Annotated in this window: 14 protein-coding genes; 9 read left to right on the top strand and 5 right to left on the bottom strand. The window is 37.8% G+C overall.

All coding sequences use genetic code 11. The features are described from left to right. Positions 1 to 110: 110 nt before the first annotated feature. The 3 genes from J2Y03_RS17885 to J2Y03_RS17875 form a co-directional block, all read right to left on the bottom strand. Positions 111 to 1736, bottom strand: a complete 1626-nt coding sequence (locus J2Y03_RS17885) for an ATP-binding protein (RefSeq protein WP_310196278.1) — start codon at positions 1734 to 1736, stop codon at positions 111 to 113. Positions 1737 to 1896: 160 nt separating this feature from the next. Then, positions 1897 to 4005, bottom strand: a complete 2109-nt coding sequence (locus tag J2Y03_RS17880; RefSeq protein ID WP_310196276.1) for an MMPL family transporter — start codon at positions 4003 to 4005, stop codon at positions 1897 to 1899. A gap of 112 nt (positions 4006 to 4117) precedes the next feature. Further along, positions 4118 to 4690: a TetR/AcrR family transcriptional regulator gene (locus J2Y03_RS17875; protein ID WP_310196275.1), complete on the bottom strand. Its 573-nt coding sequence runs from the start codon at positions 4688 to 4690 to the stop codon at positions 4118 to 4120. Between the two features lie 147 nt (positions 4691 to 4837). Here J2Y03_RS17875 and J2Y03_RS17870 point away from each other — a divergent pair, with 147 nt between their 5' ends. The 3 genes from J2Y03_RS17870 to J2Y03_RS17860 are packed head-to-tail and all read left to right on the top strand — an operon-like array spanning position 4838 to position 7332. Next, a complete protein-coding gene (locus J2Y03_RS17870) occupies positions 4838 to 5557 on the top strand; it encodes an ABC transporter ATP-binding protein (RefSeq protein WP_310196273.1) in 720 nt (239 codons plus the stop codon). Beyond that, positions 5557 to 6657 carry an ABC transporter permease gene (locus tag J2Y03_RS17865; RefSeq protein ID WP_310196270.1) on the top strand — a complete coding sequence of 367 codons (1101 nt, stop codon included), beginning with the start codon at positions 5557 to 5559 and terminating at the stop codon, positions 6655 to 6657. Before J2Y03_RS17870 ends, J2Y03_RS17865 begins: the two co-directional genes overlap by 1 nt. A gap of 27 nt (positions 6658 to 6684) precedes the next feature. Continuing rightward, positions 6685 to 7332 (top strand): TetR/AcrR family transcriptional regulator, encoded by a 648-nt coding sequence (locus tag J2Y03_RS17860; protein ID WP_310196268.1) that lies wholly within the window; start codon positions 6685 to 6687, stop codon positions 7330 to 7332. A gap of 64 nt (positions 7333 to 7396) precedes the next feature. Here the strand turns inward: J2Y03_RS17860 and J2Y03_RS17855 are convergent, their stop codons facing one another. Next, positions 7397 to 8779, bottom strand: a complete 1383-nt coding sequence (locus J2Y03_RS17855; protein WP_310196266.1) for an L-cystine transporter — start codon at positions 8777 to 8779, stop codon at positions 7397 to 7399. Positions 8780 to 8939: 160 nt separating this feature from the next. Here J2Y03_RS17855 and J2Y03_RS17850 point away from each other — a divergent pair, with 160 nt between their 5' ends. Then, on the top strand, positions 8940 to 9797 hold the full coding sequence (locus tag J2Y03_RS17850; RefSeq protein ID WP_310196263.1) for a hypothetical protein: 858 nt from the start codon (positions 8940 to 8942) through the stop codon (positions 9795 to 9797). Positions 9798 to 9919: 122 nt separating this feature from the next. After that, positions 9920 to 10420, top strand: a complete 501-nt coding sequence (locus J2Y03_RS17845) for a DinB family protein (RefSeq protein ID WP_310196261.1) — start codon at positions 9920 to 9922, stop codon at positions 10418 to 10420. 104 nt (positions 10421 to 10524) lie between these two features. Here the strand turns inward: J2Y03_RS17845 and J2Y03_RS17840 are convergent, their stop codons facing one another. Further along, positions 10525 to 11622, bottom strand: a complete 1098-nt coding sequence (locus J2Y03_RS17840; RefSeq protein ID WP_310196396.1) for an amidohydrolase — start codon at positions 11620 to 11622, stop codon at positions 10525 to 10527. Positions 11623 to 11959: 337 nt separating this feature from the next. On the opposite strand from J2Y03_RS17840, the gene J2Y03_RS17835 reads away from it, so the two are divergent. The 4 genes from J2Y03_RS17835 (at position 11960) to J2Y03_RS17820 (ending at position 15716) form a co-directional block, all read left to right on the top strand. Next, on the top strand, positions 11960 to 12496 hold the full coding sequence (locus J2Y03_RS17835; protein ID WP_132096955.1) for a ribonuclease H-like YkuK family protein: 537 nt from the start codon (positions 11960 to 11962) through the stop codon (positions 12494 to 12496). A 175-nt stretch (positions 12497 to 12671) separates the two neighbouring features. Beyond that, positions 12672 to 14000, top strand: a complete 1329-nt coding sequence (locus tag J2Y03_RS17830; RefSeq protein ID WP_310196258.1) for a UDP-glucose dehydrogenase family protein — start codon at positions 12672 to 12674, stop codon at positions 13998 to 14000. A gap of 15 nt (positions 14001 to 14015) precedes the next feature. After that, a complete protein-coding gene (locus J2Y03_RS17825) occupies positions 14016 to 14540 on the top strand; it encodes a phosphatase PAP2 family protein (protein WP_310196256.1) in 525 nt (174 codons plus the stop codon). Positions 14541 to 14573: 33 nt separating this feature from the next. After that, positions 14574 to 15716 (top strand): glycosyltransferase family 4 protein, encoded by a 1143-nt coding sequence (locus tag J2Y03_RS17820; protein WP_310196253.1) that lies wholly within the window; start codon positions 14574 to 14576, stop codon positions 15714 to 15716.

Below are 15716 nucleotides of genomic sequence, written 5' to 3'. Positions count from 1 at the left end.
CACCTCCTGAAAAATAGGTGAGTTTAATGCTCACACCTTCTTAATATGCAAGAAGTGTGCCAAACAAGAGATGGGCACTCTCCTAGTTCGGAAAGTGCCCATCTCTTGTTTTAACTAGCCATTGGTAATTTAATTTCCACCAAAGTACCCTGCTGAGCTTTACTTTGATACGTAATACTGCCATGGTGCTGCTTAATTATTTTATTACAAATCATTAATCCAAGCCCGGTTCCCTTTTCTTTTAAACTATAAAAAGGTTCCCCTAAACGAGGCAGAAGTTCTTCTGGTATTCCACTGCCTTCATCCCGAACAGAAAGAACGCATTCACCCTCTTCTACTTTTTGGAGATTAATATGAATATTTCCTCCTTCAGGCATGGCTTCTATTGCATTCTTTAAAACATTTAGGAGTACCTGCTTTAATTGATTCTTCTCGCCTATAATAAAAAATGGTGATTCCTCTACGTAAAATTTGAATTGAATATTTTCCAAATGTGCTTGAGGGGAAAGGAGTTCAAGCGTATTCTCTATCAATACTTTTAAGTTGGTACGATGCAGCTGGACCGCTTGTGGTTTTCCTAATGTAAGCATTTCACTCGTAATGGTTTCAATTCGTGCAAGTTCACTTAGAAGTAACTCATTTATTTCATCTTTACCATTTTCCCATTTATATAGTTGAACAAATCCCTTGATGGTTGTGAGCGGGTTGCGGATTTCATGTGCTACCCCTGCCGCTAACTCCCCGACGATTGATAATTTCTCAGATTGCAAGAGGATCTCTTCTGCCTTTTTACGTTCAGAAATATCACGGCTGATAATGACAATATGCTCAATATCATCATTTTCTCCCTTAACCGGCACACATCGAGATTCAAATTCAATCCAATCGCCGTTCTTGTGACCGAGACGAAACTCAATGGACTTTGATTCTTTCGTTTTAAACATCCTATCTAAAGTATCTTTAAATAATTCAACATCATTAGGATGAATGAAACTACATAATTTTGCCGCTTCGAGCTCACAGCATTGAAAACCTAATACAACTTCATGGGACGGAGAAAAATAAGTCAGAGAATGTTCTTTATCCATCACCATAATAAGATCAGATGTATTTTCAGCGATTAGCCTATACTTGGATTCACTTGCCTCTACCATTCTATACATATCCGACAATCTATTGTTTAGTCTATGAAGTTTAACATACGACTCTATCATTAATACACCTAAAATAACTCCTAACAGCACAAACAGAATATATTGAAAATGAAAGAATGGGTTATCTCTAAATATGTTAAAAGCAATTGGGACAGTCACGACATAAATAATGATATAAGCTGCAAATAAAAGATAAACTTTTTTAATGGGTGTAAATTTTTTAAAATGATAACTAATGATGGAAAAACAAATCATTTGAACTGTCCAGCCGATAATAGCCGGTTCCCAGTGACCACTTGAGAATAGTCGTGCAAGTAACGCAAATAATCCCGTAATCATTCCTGCAATTGGTCCTAGGTATGCAAATACCAAAATAACTGGTGCATAGCGGGTGTCATATGTGTACCCTTGCTCTTGTATGGAAATTAAAACGAGTATTACGGCTACAAGTCCACCATAAATCCCCACCCAAAGATGGACATGTTTTATTGGTTTATGATTAATAAAGGAACGAATAACTAATGGAGTACTAACCAGGAGTGAAAAAATTGAAAGATTGATAATATAATCTATTAGAAACAATGAACTCCCACCCATAAAAAAGTCTATTTTTTCCTCTATCATAAACTAGAATATTAACTATGGCTACAAGTAATATTTTATTTCAAATGGAGGATAACTCCAGTAAAAAAAGAAGCACCAAAGCCTATTGGTCTTTGATACTTCTTTTATAAAAATCACCTTATTGCACATTCTTTTCTACTGCTGGTTTATCTTTTTCAAATAAAACAATTAATGCTGGTAATAAGATTCCTCTGATTAAGAATGTGTCTAATAATATACCGACCGCCACGATGAAACCAAATACAAACAATAATTGAATCGGCTGAGTCATCAACACCGCAAAGGTTGCTGCTAGAATGATTCCGGCTGACGAGATGACGCCTCCCGTAGTAGAAACAGCAATCTCGACTGCTTTTTTCACGGAATGCTTTTTCCGTTCTTCCATAAATCTTGAAATTAGAATGATATTGTAATCTATACCAAGAGCGACTAAAAAGACAAATGAATAAAGCGGAACACGATTACTGATGGTATCAATATCAAAGAACAAACTGCTTAAAAACATTCCTAAACCAACCGCCGCTAAGAATGAAATTAAAATTGTCCCCATCATATAAATTGGCATTTTAAATGATTTTGTCATCACAATTAACATAACAAAAATCAACAGTGACTCGAGCAAAACGATTACGATAAGATCTCGGTCGTTTATTGCACGGTCATCCACTTTTTTTGCCGTTTCTCCTGCAAAATAAAGTTCGCCGTCGAGATTACTATCTGCTACTAGCTTATCTGCATTGTCTCTCATCTTTTCCAATGCATCCATGGTTTCTGCAGCATATGGGCTTTCCTTAAAAGTAAGACTATATTGGATCACGGTTTTATCCGTTGTGCTTCCATTTAGACGGACATTACTGACAAGCTCTTGAACAGCAAGCGTCTCAAGCAAGGCAGCTTGCTGTTCGGGTGTAACAGCCTCTTTCGCTTCAAACAATATCGTTGTTGCAGCTAAGTCACCTTTTTCAAACTTTTCTTCTAATATTTCATAGCCTTGCCTTGAAGGCATATCCTTCGGAAACGACTTCATCGTATCAAATTCATAGTTCAGATTCAGCATATTAAGTGCTGAAGCTAGGAGTATCAGCCCGATAATTGAAGCTGAAACAACTGGCTTTTTCACAACAAAGCGGCCCACTTTACTCCATGCAGAACTAGATTTAACTGTATCCTCCCCGACTCTTGGGATTTTAGGCCAGAAGGACCTTCGACCAAATAAAGTAAACAAGGCAGGAACTAGGGTAATTGAAGCTATCATAATAATAAGCATGGCTGTAGCAAAGACTGGTGCAAAATTACGATAATCCCCAAACTGTGCAAAAAACAATACCAGCATCGCGGCTAAAACCGTTCCTCCAGAGAAGAATACAGGCAGCCCCGTTTCTCTCATGGCATGTTTCATTGCCTCAAATTTGCTTTCAGATTTTTTTAATTCCTCACGGTATCGAGAGAAGACAAATAAGGAATAATCAATAACCGCTGCAAACAGAAGAATGGTCATAATCGAAAAGGTTTGATTACTTATTACCAATCCTGATGCCCCCATCAAGCCCAATACCTGATTCACTACTTCATAAACAAATGCTGCAGCAATTAATGGAATTAACGCTAGTAATGGTGAACGATAGATAACAACTAATAAAATAAGAATAATTCCAACTGTCGACAATAATAAAACAATATCAGCACGGGAGAACAAATTGAGAGAATCCACAGCAATACCTGCTGGACCGGTAATATTTAAGGTTAAGTCAGTATTTTTCTTAACGATTTCAGTAATTTCCTCTAGGACCGTCCTCATTTCCTTTGACTCTAGTGACGGTTCAAGTGTTAAAGGAAGTATTAACGTAGTTTGATCCTCAGAGAAGAAACTAACAGTCGCTTGTGGCGGCATCGTTGTTAATGGTACATATTCCTTTATCCCTTCTACCTGATCGATTTCTTCAAATAAGGGATTTAAATCCGATATGGTGATGTTTTTCCCATCTTTTTGAAAAACCAGTATGGCTGGTGTTCCTTCATTATTTTTAAAATACTGATCTTGCTTTTTTTGCGCAATCATCGACTTTGCATCGGAAGGAATGGAGTCAATACTTGATACCTCGTAATCCTTAGCACTTGGAGCAAGAACTGCCAAAAGCATGGTTACTAAAAGCCATATTCCAAGCGTCATCCACATTCCCTTTTTGGAGGTAACCCGGTCGGTTATTGACTGTAAAAATGAATTCATCCTTTTGCCTCGCTTTCTTTTATTATATAAGTGACACAACTGTAACTTTAGATAAAAAAATAATTGACACACATTTCACTTTTATTATCGTTCAAAGTGACACTTGTGTCAATTATCTGTTCGTGAACATTCCCTGGCTAATCATTTCCTTTATTGATCTTACCCATTCTGGTTGAGGAATCCTGAAATGATTGGGAATCGCCACTGTTTGAAGAATAAATCCGATAATCAGACTATCAGGAAGATGATTTTTCAAAACTCCTTCTTTCTTTCCCAAAAGGATAAATCCCTGTAAATACTTATACATTTCTAATGGCAGCTTTTTGAGTTTGTCTTTGCTTTCAATAGAATGCTCTATTCTTGCCAAGACTTGTTGGGCTGCTTCAATGAGATGATGTACTTCGGTTTTTTTAAAAATAAGTTCCATTAGAAAATCAAATTGATGCTCAAACCCTTCAAGTTCTTCCATCTTTTTTAAATCACGTAAAAATTCTTCCATTTCATAAATCATAAAGTCGGTAATTAACTCTTCTTTATTCTCGTAGTATTTATATAAAGCGGCTCTTGATACTTCCATCCGGTCAGCCAAAAGACTAAAGGTAAATCCGTCATATCCATGTTGCAAAAGCAGCTGTTTCGCTTCATGAAATAATTCCACTGTATTAAATTTCCGTTCCCGTGCCATCTATTCACCCCACTTACTATTTAAAAATAGTATACCATATCAACTAAAAATATTTAGGTTGGTCTCTTCCTTTGCCCATTGACCCAATTTGTAAATTTGTTATAATCAGAGTGAGTAATCACTCATTTTGGAGAGGATTGATTAGAGATGTCATCAACCATAGTGATCAAAGACGTGAGTAAAAGCTTTGGGAAAAAAATAGTCCTAAATAAAGTTAGTTTAACAGTAGAATCCGGAAGTATTTTTGGACTAATCGGTCCTTCAGGTTCAGGCAAAACAACCTTAGTAAAGCTTATAGTAGGGATGGATTCTCCTAACCAAGGGAATGTCCAGGTTTTGAATACCGCTGTTCCTAACTTAAAATTGTTGCAGAAAATCGGCTACATGGCCCAAGCAGACGCACTATATTCTGATTTAACTGGAGAAGAAAATCTAGCTTTCTTCGCTTCCCTCTTTAAACTAAAAAAGAAGGCCCAAAAAGAACGGATTGCCTACGCTGCAGATTTAGTGAATTTAACGACTGATTTAAAAAATAAGGTTGAAAACTATTCCGGAGGGATGAAGCGCCGGTTATCACTTGCCGTTGCTCTCATACAAGACCCTGAAATTCTTATTCTCGATGAACCGACTGTTGGGATTGACCCTGAGCTAAGGCAGTCGATATGGGCTGAGTTATATCGGTTAAAAAATGCAGGAAAAACGATTTTAGTGACTACCCATGTAATGGATGAAGCAGAAAAATGTGATCGCCTGGCTATGGTACGAGATGGTGAAATAATCACAAGCGGTTCGCCTGCAGAGTTGAAAAAGCAGTATGGGATTTCAAGTTTAGAAGAAGTATTTTTAAAAGCGGGGGGTAAACAGTGATGAGTATATTGGCTTTGGTTAAAAGGATATTCCATCAAATGTTACGTGATAAGCGGGCGCTCGCTTTGATGATGGTGGCTCCTTTATTGGTTCTTACCCTCCTCAATTACCTTCTTGCAGGGAATACTGTCAATCCTAGACTAGGTGTCATTGATGCAGATGAAAAACTAGTAGAAAGATTAGAAGAAAACAACATTGTTGTTTTACAGGTTGATGAAAACACGAAGGATAACTTAATGAATAAGGACCTAGATGGAATTCTTGAATTTATTGGAGAAGAAATTTCGTTAACTCTTACAAACGACCAGCCCAATGCCGCAAAGGCCTTACAAGTAAAAGTTCAACAAGCAATTGCAGCTGAAAAGGCTAAAGAACAAGCTGCAAATTTGTCTGCATTCATGGAAACGATTCAGAGTAAGCTGCCAGGAGTTCCAGTAAAGATGGAGCAAGTAAACGCACCTGACATCAATACTTCTTATATATATGGCAATAAAGATACCACCTTTTTTGATCAGTTAAGCCCGATTTTAGTTGGATTCTTTGTCTTCTTTTTCGTGTTTTTAATATCTGGTATTGCCTTATTGCGGGAGCGGACCACTGGTACCCTAGAACGTTTGCTGGCAACACCCATTCTTAGAAGAGAAATTGTTTTTGGTTATTTGTTGGGGTACGGTTTATTTGCTGTAATCCAAACGATTATTGTTGTTACGTATGCGGTTAATGTATTAGATATCACGCTTGTAGGATCGTTCTGGAATGTGGTCATCATAAATTTAACCTTGGCTCTTGTGGCATTGTCACTTGGTATTCTTTTATCAGCCTTCGCAAATTCAGAGTTTCAGATGATGCAATTTATCCCGATTGCGATTATTCCACAGGTCTTTTTTGCTGGGATTTTCCCGTTTGAGTCCATGGCTGGCTGGATGCAGGTTCTCGCTAAATGTATGCCGATGTACTATGGTGGAAGTGCCTTAGTGGATGTTATGTATAAAGGACTCGGTTTACGTGATATTCGTAATGACCTCTTTGTCCTTTTAGGATTCGCCCTGGTGTTTATTGTTTTAAATATCGTAGCATTGAAGAAATATAGGAAAATTTAGATATTGTGATAACTAAAGGAGTAAACAATGACAGAAGAAGAATTAATGCTGCAGCAGTTATTTGATGAAGATAAATTAACCGATAAACAAAAGAAAATCATTGTGGCCGCGATTGAAACCTTTTCGGAAAAGGGCTATGCGGCTTCTTCTACGAGTGAAATTGCCAAAAAGGCAGGAGTCGCGGAAGGAACTATTTTTCGGCATTATAAAACCAAAAAGGAATTATTAGTTTCTATTGTTGCCCCGCTGATGACAAAGTTTATCGCACCTTTAGTTGTTATGGACTTTAATAAAGTGCTCGATCGGGACTTTGAAACTGTCGAAGAATTTCTGAGAGCAACCATAGAAAATAGAAGGGATTTGCTCGTACGGATGCTCCCTGTTGTGAAAATCATGTTTCAAGAAATTCCCTTCCAACCGGAATTGCGCGAACAATTTCTTGAACTCGTGGTAAAGAATATTTTTAATCGGGTTGAAAAAGTAATCATCGGTTATCAGGAAAAAGGACTTTTAATTGATATGCCTCCAGAAAGTATAGCAAGATTAACGATTACCAATATTCTTGGATTCTTATTTACCCGTTATCTTCTATTCCCTCATTTGGAATGGGATGATGAACTTGAAATTGAACGTACAATTCAATTTATCATGCATGGAGTCGGAAAAAAGGAATAAAAAGAAAAGCAATCCCCTTAAGTCAAAAATGATTGAAGAGGATTGCTTTTTTTGCCTTTATATTTTAGGCTTCTACAATTTTAGGTTGTTGGTATACTTCTTTTTCGAATTCGCCAGTTGCTTTGCTAGTTAGGACTCCGGAAATCATGGATCCACTTACATTTAGAGCTGTACGTCCCATGTCAATTAGTGGTTCTACTGAGATTAGGAGACCCACAATGGCAAGCGGAAGGTTCATTACGGATAAAACGATTAGAGCTGCGAATGTTGCACCGCCGCCCACTCCTGCTACACCGAATGAACTAATTGTTACAACGAGAATTAATGAAATAATAAATCCAGGGCTTAGTGGATTGATCCCTGCTGCTGGTGCAACCATTACCGCTAACATGGCAGGATATACCCCAGCACATCCGTTTTGACCAATTGTAAGTCCAAAGGAACCGGCAAAGTTGGCAATCCCTTCAGAAACACCTAAGTCTTTCGTTTGTGTTTTAATCGTTAATGGCAGTGTTCCTGCACTTGAACGTGAAGTAAAAGCAAATGTTAAAGTTGGCATAGCCTTTTTCAAAAAGTGAACTGGGTTAATTTTTGCGATTGCTAATAATAGTAAATGAACAATAAACACAGCAATAAGTGCAACATACGATGCGATAACAAACTTTCCTAATTTTAGGATAGCGTCATAGTTACTTGTTGCCGCAACCTTTGTAATGATTGCTAAAATACCATATGGTGTTAACCGAAGAATCATGGTAACAACCCTCATGATAACTGCATATAAAGAATCAATAATTTTTCCAAAAAGCTCAGCATGCTCAGGGTCTTTACGCTTAACCCCAAGATAAGCAATCCCGATAAAGGCCGCAAAGATTACAACCGCAATCGTAGATGTTGCACGTGCACCTGTTAAATCTAAAAACGGATTAGCAGGGAATAATTCAAGAATTTGTTGTGGAATGGTCATCGATTCCACTGTGACGACTCTTTCCTCTAATGCAGCATTACGAGCTGCTTCTGCTTCACCTTCAGTCAACTCGATACCATCAAGACCAAACCCTATCGATGTACCAATTCCAATCGCTGCAGAAACAGCTGTTGTTCCAAGTAAAATTCCAATTACGAGAAAACTAATTTTCCCAATGTTTTTGGTTAATTTTAATTTTGTAAAAGCTCCTACAATCGAAATAAATACAAGCGGCATAACCACCATTTGTAGTAACTTAACGTATCCTGATCCTACAATACTAAACCATCCTATTGAACTAGTTGTAACCTCAGAATCAATCCCATAAATTAAATTAATAATAAAACCAAAGATAAGTCCTAAACCTAAACCTGCAAATACACGTTTTGAGAATGATACATGCTTCTTTGCCATCACGCGTAAACCGAGCATGAGTAAAAGCAAAACGGCGACATTCACAATAATAAGAATCGTGTTCATCTTTTTCCCCCTGTTATATTAATTTGTGTTTTGTAAATAATCTATGAAAATACTATTACAAATAATCCTATCAGTCAAGTCGGAATAGTATATATTTGAATAATATTTTTACTTTGATGAACACTACCTGCTAACAATAAAATCAGAAGGAGATTTAAATATGGAGTTTAATTCCTACTGGTATCTGGGATTAGGTATCTTAAGTATTCTTCTGTTAATTTATGTGTATCTAAAAACAAGAAATCCTCGAAGTATACTGCTTTTTATTACTATAATAGGTCTAGGGTATATCATAGAAGCTGTAATTTATAACTTCGGACATAGTTATAAGTATTATCCTAAACTTATTAAGCACAATTCGATTTATGATAGTAATATGGGCGCAATGGCCTCTAATGCATTAGCATTACCTGTTGTGGCCACATTTATAGCTGCACTAAGGAAGAATTGGATATGGATGATATTTTTTGTTTGTCTTTTTGCAGGTATAGAATTGACATTCTTGAAGCTCGATATATATTCCCACAATTGGTGGAAGATTGGTGACACGGTACTTGGACTTCTTCTTGTTTATTTTCCTGTAGCAAAAGTTTTCTATCAATTGCTATCGCAGCCACTACAAGGGAAACTCCACTCCCTATTTCTATTTTTAATTATTAGCCCAATATCAGCAAGTTTCCAATTTACACCGATTATATTTTTATCAAACCGCTACTATGACCTAGGATGGTTTGGTAGCAGGTCAGAAAATACCACTGCCTTTGGCGCAATCTATTACTTATCTGCCTGTCTTTTCTATATTTGGATAGCCAAACTTCATTGGAAGACTAAATGGATGAAATATGTGTTAACAGTATTTTTAATATATGCCGTGAACCTTCTTCTACAAAAAGCAGGAATCCTCCACAGCCAAGTCTGGTGGGAACAATGGTATTATGTCATCCTATCTGTTTTCGTATTAAAATTCGCTGTAACGATTAGCAAACACTTAACAATTGGCCCACAGAAAAATGCCTGACCCCTTAAAAGAGTCAGGCATTTTTTCGTGGACAGTCACCACCTCGATGAACATAACTAAGAATATTTTTCCATCACGGAGAATATAAGCTATATGGAATGATTTTTGAGGGGGAATAGATCATGAGCACTTCTGTAATGGAAAATCTAGTTACAACCAGGGATCGTTTACTAAAGGAAATTAATATACTAAGCTATGATGAACTGAACAAAAAGCCTGATACCGATACATGGAGTATTGCTCAGGTTTGCCACCATTTGTATTTAACAGAAAGTGTCTTCACGCAAGCCATTATTTACGGGCTTAATAAAAGTAATGGAAAAAAAGCGGAAGCAAAGGCAATTCAGGTTACATCTGACCGCAAACAGAAGATACAAGCACCCGAAATAGTCATACCTGGAGAAGGACCATGGGAGTTAAAGCAAATTATAGACCTATTAAATAATTCAAGAAATATATTTTTGGACTTTTATAATCAAATAGAAGACAACTCAGTCCTCGCAGAAAAATCTACAAAGCACCCACTTTTTGGTTACTTGCCGCTAGATCAATGGGTAGACTTAATCTACCTCCATGAAGAGCGGCATATCGAGCAAATCAAAGAGCTAAAATCTTTGCTATAAAATGGTGCCTGTCACCATTTATACATCAGTGTATATCCAAATTTTTACATCACAAAAAAAGAAGGGGCTTGCAGCTCATGCTGCATTGCTCCTTCTTTTAGGTTTTAGGCTCTCAACAAGGTTTCCGCTAGTATTCGGGCGCCGATGTTAAGTGCAGATTTATTAAAGGTCATTTTGGGGTGGTGCAATCCTGGTTGAAGATCAGCACCTACACCAATCATTGTCGCTTTTAATTTTGGATTCTGTATGGTGTAAAAATGGAAATCATCACTTCCAGATGTGATTACCGGTGAGGCTAGCGCCTCATCACCGACGGTATGTCGAATTGCTTCTTCAGCAATTGCTTCTGCCTCAGAAGAAACCTCTGCCCCAGGTGTAAAATCACTCCAATTCCATTCAATCTTTATACCATATAAATCACATAAACTGCCTAGCCCAGTATCAATCTTGTCTTTCAGTTTTTCCAGCACTTCATTTTTTTGAGCACGGACATCAATTGCAAATTCTGCTGACCCTGGGATAATGTTTAAGCTCTCTCCTCCTGCCATGACTTTCGTAAGCTTTGCAGAATAAGACTCGAACGGCGATAAGTAAATAGATTTAATGAATTGCTGCAACCCAAAAATCACATCTATCGCGTTTTTTCCTTGATGGGGTCTCGCTCCGTGTGCGTCCTCACCAAGGACTTTTCCTTCTAAGAAGATAGCTGCCCCATGATGAATAGATGGTGAGACTAGTCCCATTGGAAGTTCCTCCACTGGACGAAGATGAATTCCGAATAAGTGGCTCACGTTATCGATCGCTCCACGCTCAATCATTGCTAAGGATCCGTTCCCTTTTTCCTCAGCAGGCTGAAATATAAAGCGTATCTTCTTAGTAAGTTTCTGATTTTTCAAATAAAGCAATGCTCCAAGCACCATTGAAATTATTGCATCATGTCCGCAAGAATGGTTCCCCTGCCAAACGCCATTAACCTCCTGCCATAATGCATCGATTTCTGCTCGTACCGCAATCACTTCATCGCCTTCGCCTATTTCTGCGATAAGACCAGTAACATCCGAAAAGGTACGGTATGTAACACCCAAATTATCTAATATATCCGCAATAGCTTGCGTAGTTTTAAACTCCTTCCAACTAACCTCAGGATTCGCATGAAACTGCTCAAACCAAGCCAAAATCTGCTTCTCAAGATTCTCCCTCAACACAAAAAACACCCCTATCCCTCAAAAAAACTAATATACAAATAGTACAACAACATAGCCTGACCTTACAATCAATGTGGTGACAGGCACCACAAAAAGACACTGTCCACCCCAGGCGGACAGTTACCAAATTATGTATTTATATATTTACAAAAAATTAACCTCTATCCTAAATTTGCGCAATTTGCCTATTGGGACTTAGCGCTACTCATGATGGACAACTTTGTTTCGTACTTGTCCCTTTAGAGCTGCACAAGAATAATTTTTATTCCATAAAATAATATTAAGAATTGTAAGAGTAATGATAAATAGTGAAAGGAAAGATGTGGTGTTATAAATGAAAAATTATCAGGTTTTTGATTATTCGTTTCAAAATCTTCGCGAGAAAAGTATGTCATTTGAGCAGGTCTTTGAACACATTGTTAAATTCATGAACTTAGCGCCAAGCGGGAATTACCGTTTAATGGTCGGAACGGATTCGCAGGTTCATAAAAGTCACACCATTTTTATTACCGGAATTGTCATCCAAAATCAGGGTAAAGGTGTTTGGGCCTGCATTCGAAAGATTGTGATTCCAAGAAAGATGACGCAGCTGCATGAGCGCATTTCCTTTGAATTATCATTAACTGAAGATATTGTCTCTTTATTTAATGAGGATCGAAAAAATCGGCTAATCAATATTGTTCTTCCCTTTGTCTATCAAGGTGCAACATTCATCATGGAAGGACATATTGACATAGGAGCTGGGAAACGCAACAAAACTAGGGAGTTTGTTAAAGAAATGGTCGCTCGAATGGAATCTATGGGGGTAGAACCAAAGATTAAACCAAATGCCTTCGTTGCCTCAAGCTATGCCAATCGGTATACAAAATAGGGACCTGAGCCATGTTGCGTTCACTAAATACGCACCAGGGCTCAGGTCTTTACTTTTTCATCTTTCATTATCCTCAAACTATACAAAGTCTTTACATACTTTTAACACCAGGTTTAGAAAGAATCCCAATTTTTCCGATAAAATTAAACAAACAAAACTAATATGGAGGGATAAGATGAGGATTACCGTTGCAGGTGCAGGAAATGTTGGGCTAGTTACAGCAGTTTGTCTGGCTGATGCAGGTCATCAAGTAACCTGTGTAGACACACAAAAAGAGAAAATAGAAATGCTCGAAAAAGGACATTCTCCATTCTTTGAACCTGGATTGGAACCTTTATTAGAAAAGACTCTCTCTAACGGGAAGCTCCGGTTTACAACAAATCCGAAGCTTGCCTATTCCGATGCTGAGATCATTTTTATTGCAGTTGGAACTCCTGCAAAAAAAGATGGTTCAGCAGACTTATCATACATTTATGCTGTCTCCTACAGCATTGCCAATAATATTGAGAATAACGTAATAGTCTGTACGAAAAGTACTGTCCCTGTTGGTACAAACGATGAAATCAAGCAAATCTTCCAATATGGTAAGCCTCGGCACCTTAAGGTTGATGTAGTAGCAAACCCTGAATTTTTGCGTGAAGGGTCGGCCATCATGGATTTCTATTTAGGAGACCGCATTATCGTGGGAGCTGATAACCCTGAAGCTGCAGCCATTATGGAACAGCTCTATCTCCCATTAAAAATTCCAATAATCGTAACGGATATTAGGAGTGCAGAAATGATTAAGTACGCATCCAATGCATTTCTAGCAACGAAAATAAGTTTTATTAATGAAATTGCCAACCTTTGTGAAAAGGTAGGAGCTAACATTGATGAGGTCGCATACGGAGTTGGCAAGGATAAACGAATTGGAGAGTCTTTTCTCCAAGCGGGGATTGGCTATGGGGGTTCATGTTTTCCTAAAGACACAAAAGCATTGGTTCAGCTTGCAGGCAATGTCAAACATCCCTTTGAATTGCTCGAGTCGGTAATTAAGGTAAATCAGCACCAACATTCTCTTCTGGTCGTAAAGGCAAAAGAAATGATGGATTCACTAAAAGGAAAAAAAGCTGCCATACTAGGGCTCGCTTTTAAACCGGAAACAGATGATATTCGTGAAGCAGCCTCCATAACGATTATTAGAGAATTGCTTGAAGAAGGGGCAACTGTCACTGCTTATGATCCAATAGCCATTCCAAATGCACATAAGCTGTTTGGAAATTCTATCGAATACACTACGAATATTCGACAAGCGCTTAAAGACGCAGACTTTGCTATCATTGCAACAGAGTGGGAGCAAATAAAGCATCTGCCTTTGGATACCTTCGCTGTCTGTATGAAAGAACCGATTGTTCTAGATGGACGAAATTGCTATTGTATTAAGGATATTCAACGATACCCAATTACCTACGTATCGATTGGCAGACCGGTTATTTCGAAGGTAAAGCCAATGTCTATCAAATAGAGGGAGAATCCTAACATGAGAATAATCCAATCATTTTATCACCTCGAATGCAAAGTATTTCAAGAGATTAATAGCCATTTCGATAAAAAAATTTTTAATCTCTTTTTTCGTACGATTACACATATTGGAGGAGCATTGTTTATCAGTGTAACGACATTATTGCTCATCATCCTAACTTCTAACCAAACAAGACTTGCAGCGATTTCAAGCGCTGCAGCCTTGGCTCTGAGTCATATACCCGTGCAGCTAGTAAAGAAGCTTTTTCCTCGTAAAAGGCCATATTTACTAATTGAAACAACTAAGATTTTGCCTAATCCATTAAAGGATCATTCTTTTCCATCCGGTCATACAACAGCCGTTTTCTCAGTAATTGTGCCATTTGTCCTTCTAACACCTTTACTAGCCTTCTACCTAATTCCTTTGGGGATAAGTGTAGGTATTTCAAGAATCTATTTAGGTCTTCATTATCCTTCGGATGTCATTGCTGGAGCTATTCTTGGTGCGTGCTTCGGAAATCTCTGTTATTATTTCTTAACCTAAAATGATGTGGAGCTTACCAGAGGAGGGGCTTATATGAAAATTGCTATTTTCACTGACACTTTTTTTCCAGAAGTAAACGGGGTTGCTAAAACACTTAATCGATTTACTAACTATCTTGAAAATCAGGGCTTTTCCTATAAAGTATTTGCTCCTGATTCCGTTACAAATGAATATGTTTCAGATCATATTCACCGGTTAAAAAGTTTACCCTTTTTCCTTTATCCTGAATGCCGATTAGCATTTCCAAATTTCATGAAAATCAGGTCAGAAATAGAGCTGTTTTCTCCAGATTTGATTCATGTTGCAACACCATTTACCGTTGGTCTTTCCGGTGTTTATTATGCAAAAAAATTTAATATTCCAATGGTCGGTTCCTATCACACTGATTTCAGTGACTATTTACATTTCTATGACCTTGAATTCCTTTCTAAACCTCTCTGGAAATACATGAAATGGTTTCATAGTCCTTTTCAAAAACTCTTCGTTCCATCTATTGACACGTTGGAAAAACTAAACATCCGCGGTTTTTCCAACCTGGAAATCTGGCCAAGGGGTGTTGATTGCCAGCTTTACCATCCCAATTATGTAAAAGAAAATGCTCGCAATCGATACGGTATATCCAAGAAATTTATCCTGTCGTTTGTTGGCCGACTTGCACCAGAAAAGGATTTGCACACTCTTATGAAGATTGCTAACTCTTTACCATCTGAAATAAATGAACAGGTACACTGGTTAATTGCTGGGGATGGTCCATTACTTGATGAACTCAAAATTAGTTCACCGCCTAATATGACCTTCACAGGTTTTTTAAAAGGCGAAGGATTAGCAGAGGTTTATTCAGCTTCAGACCTATTTATTTTTCCATCTCCAACTGAAACCTTTGGCAATGTTGTATTAGAAGCACTGGCAAGCGGAACACCGGTAATAGGGGCAAATGCTGGCGGAGTAAAAAATATTATTTCTACTGGTGTTACCGGACATCTGTGTGAGTCAGGTAATGCAGAGGATTTTATCCAACGTATTGTTCAGTTGTTAAGTAATGATCACCTACGGGCCCAAATGGCGATAAATGCTAGGAAATATGCACTAACCCAAAAGTGGGATCAGATATTCGAAAACTTAATTAACCATTATTCTACCCTTATCGATCAACCCGCTAAAAAAATATATGCTTGA

It is taken from the genome of Neobacillus niacini (genome assembly GCF_031457145.1).
Lineage (GTDB): Bacteria > Bacillota > Bacilli > Bacillales > Cytobacillaceae > Neobacillus > Neobacillus niacini_J.
Note: the sequence above shows the minus strand (reverse complement) of the source record. Positions and strands in the feature narration are given on the sequence as shown.

Coding starts and splice junctions, on each gene's coding strand:
- J2Y03_RS17880 (WP_310196276.1), bottom strand. CDS start 4,005: ATGAATTCATTTTTACAGTCAATAACCGACCGGGTTACCTCCAAAAAG.
- J2Y03_RS17875 (WP_310196275.1), bottom strand. CDS start 4,690: ATGGCACGGGAACGGAAATTTAATACAGTGGAATTATTTCATGAAGCG.
- J2Y03_RS17870 (WP_310196273.1), top strand. CDS start 4,838: ATGTCATCAACCATAGTGATCAAAGACGTGAGTAAAAGCTTTGGGAAA.
- J2Y03_RS17865 (WP_310196270.1), top strand. CDS start 5,557: ATGAGTATATTGGCTTTGGTTAAAAGGATATTCCATCAAATGTTACGT.
- J2Y03_RS17860 (WP_310196268.1), top strand. CDS start 6,685: ATGACAGAAGAAGAATTAATGCTGCAGCAGTTATTTGATGAAGATAAA.
- J2Y03_RS17855 (WP_310196266.1), bottom strand. CDS start 8,779: ATGAACACGATTCTTATTATTGTGAATGTCGCCGTTTTGCTTTTACTC.
- J2Y03_RS17850 (WP_310196263.1), top strand. CDS start 8,940: ATGGAGTTTAATTCCTACTGGTATCTGGGATTAGGTATCTTAAGTATT.
- J2Y03_RS17845 (WP_310196261.1), top strand. CDS start 9,920: ATGAGCACTTCTGTAATGGAAAATCTAGTTACAACCAGGGATCGTTTA.
- J2Y03_RS17835 (WP_132096955.1), top strand. CDS start 11,960: ATGAAAAATTATCAGGTTTTTGATTATTCGTTTCAAAATCTTCGCGAG.
- J2Y03_RS17830 (WP_310196258.1), top strand. CDS start 12,672: ATGAGGATTACCGTTGCAGGTGCAGGAAATGTTGGGCTAGTTACAGCA.
- J2Y03_RS17825 (WP_310196256.1), top strand. CDS start 14,016: ATGAGAATAATCCAATCATTTTATCACCTCGAATGCAAAGTATTTCAA.
- J2Y03_RS17820 (WP_310196253.1), top strand. CDS start 14,574: ATGAAAATTGCTATTTTCACTGACACTTTTTTTCCAGAAGTAAACGGG.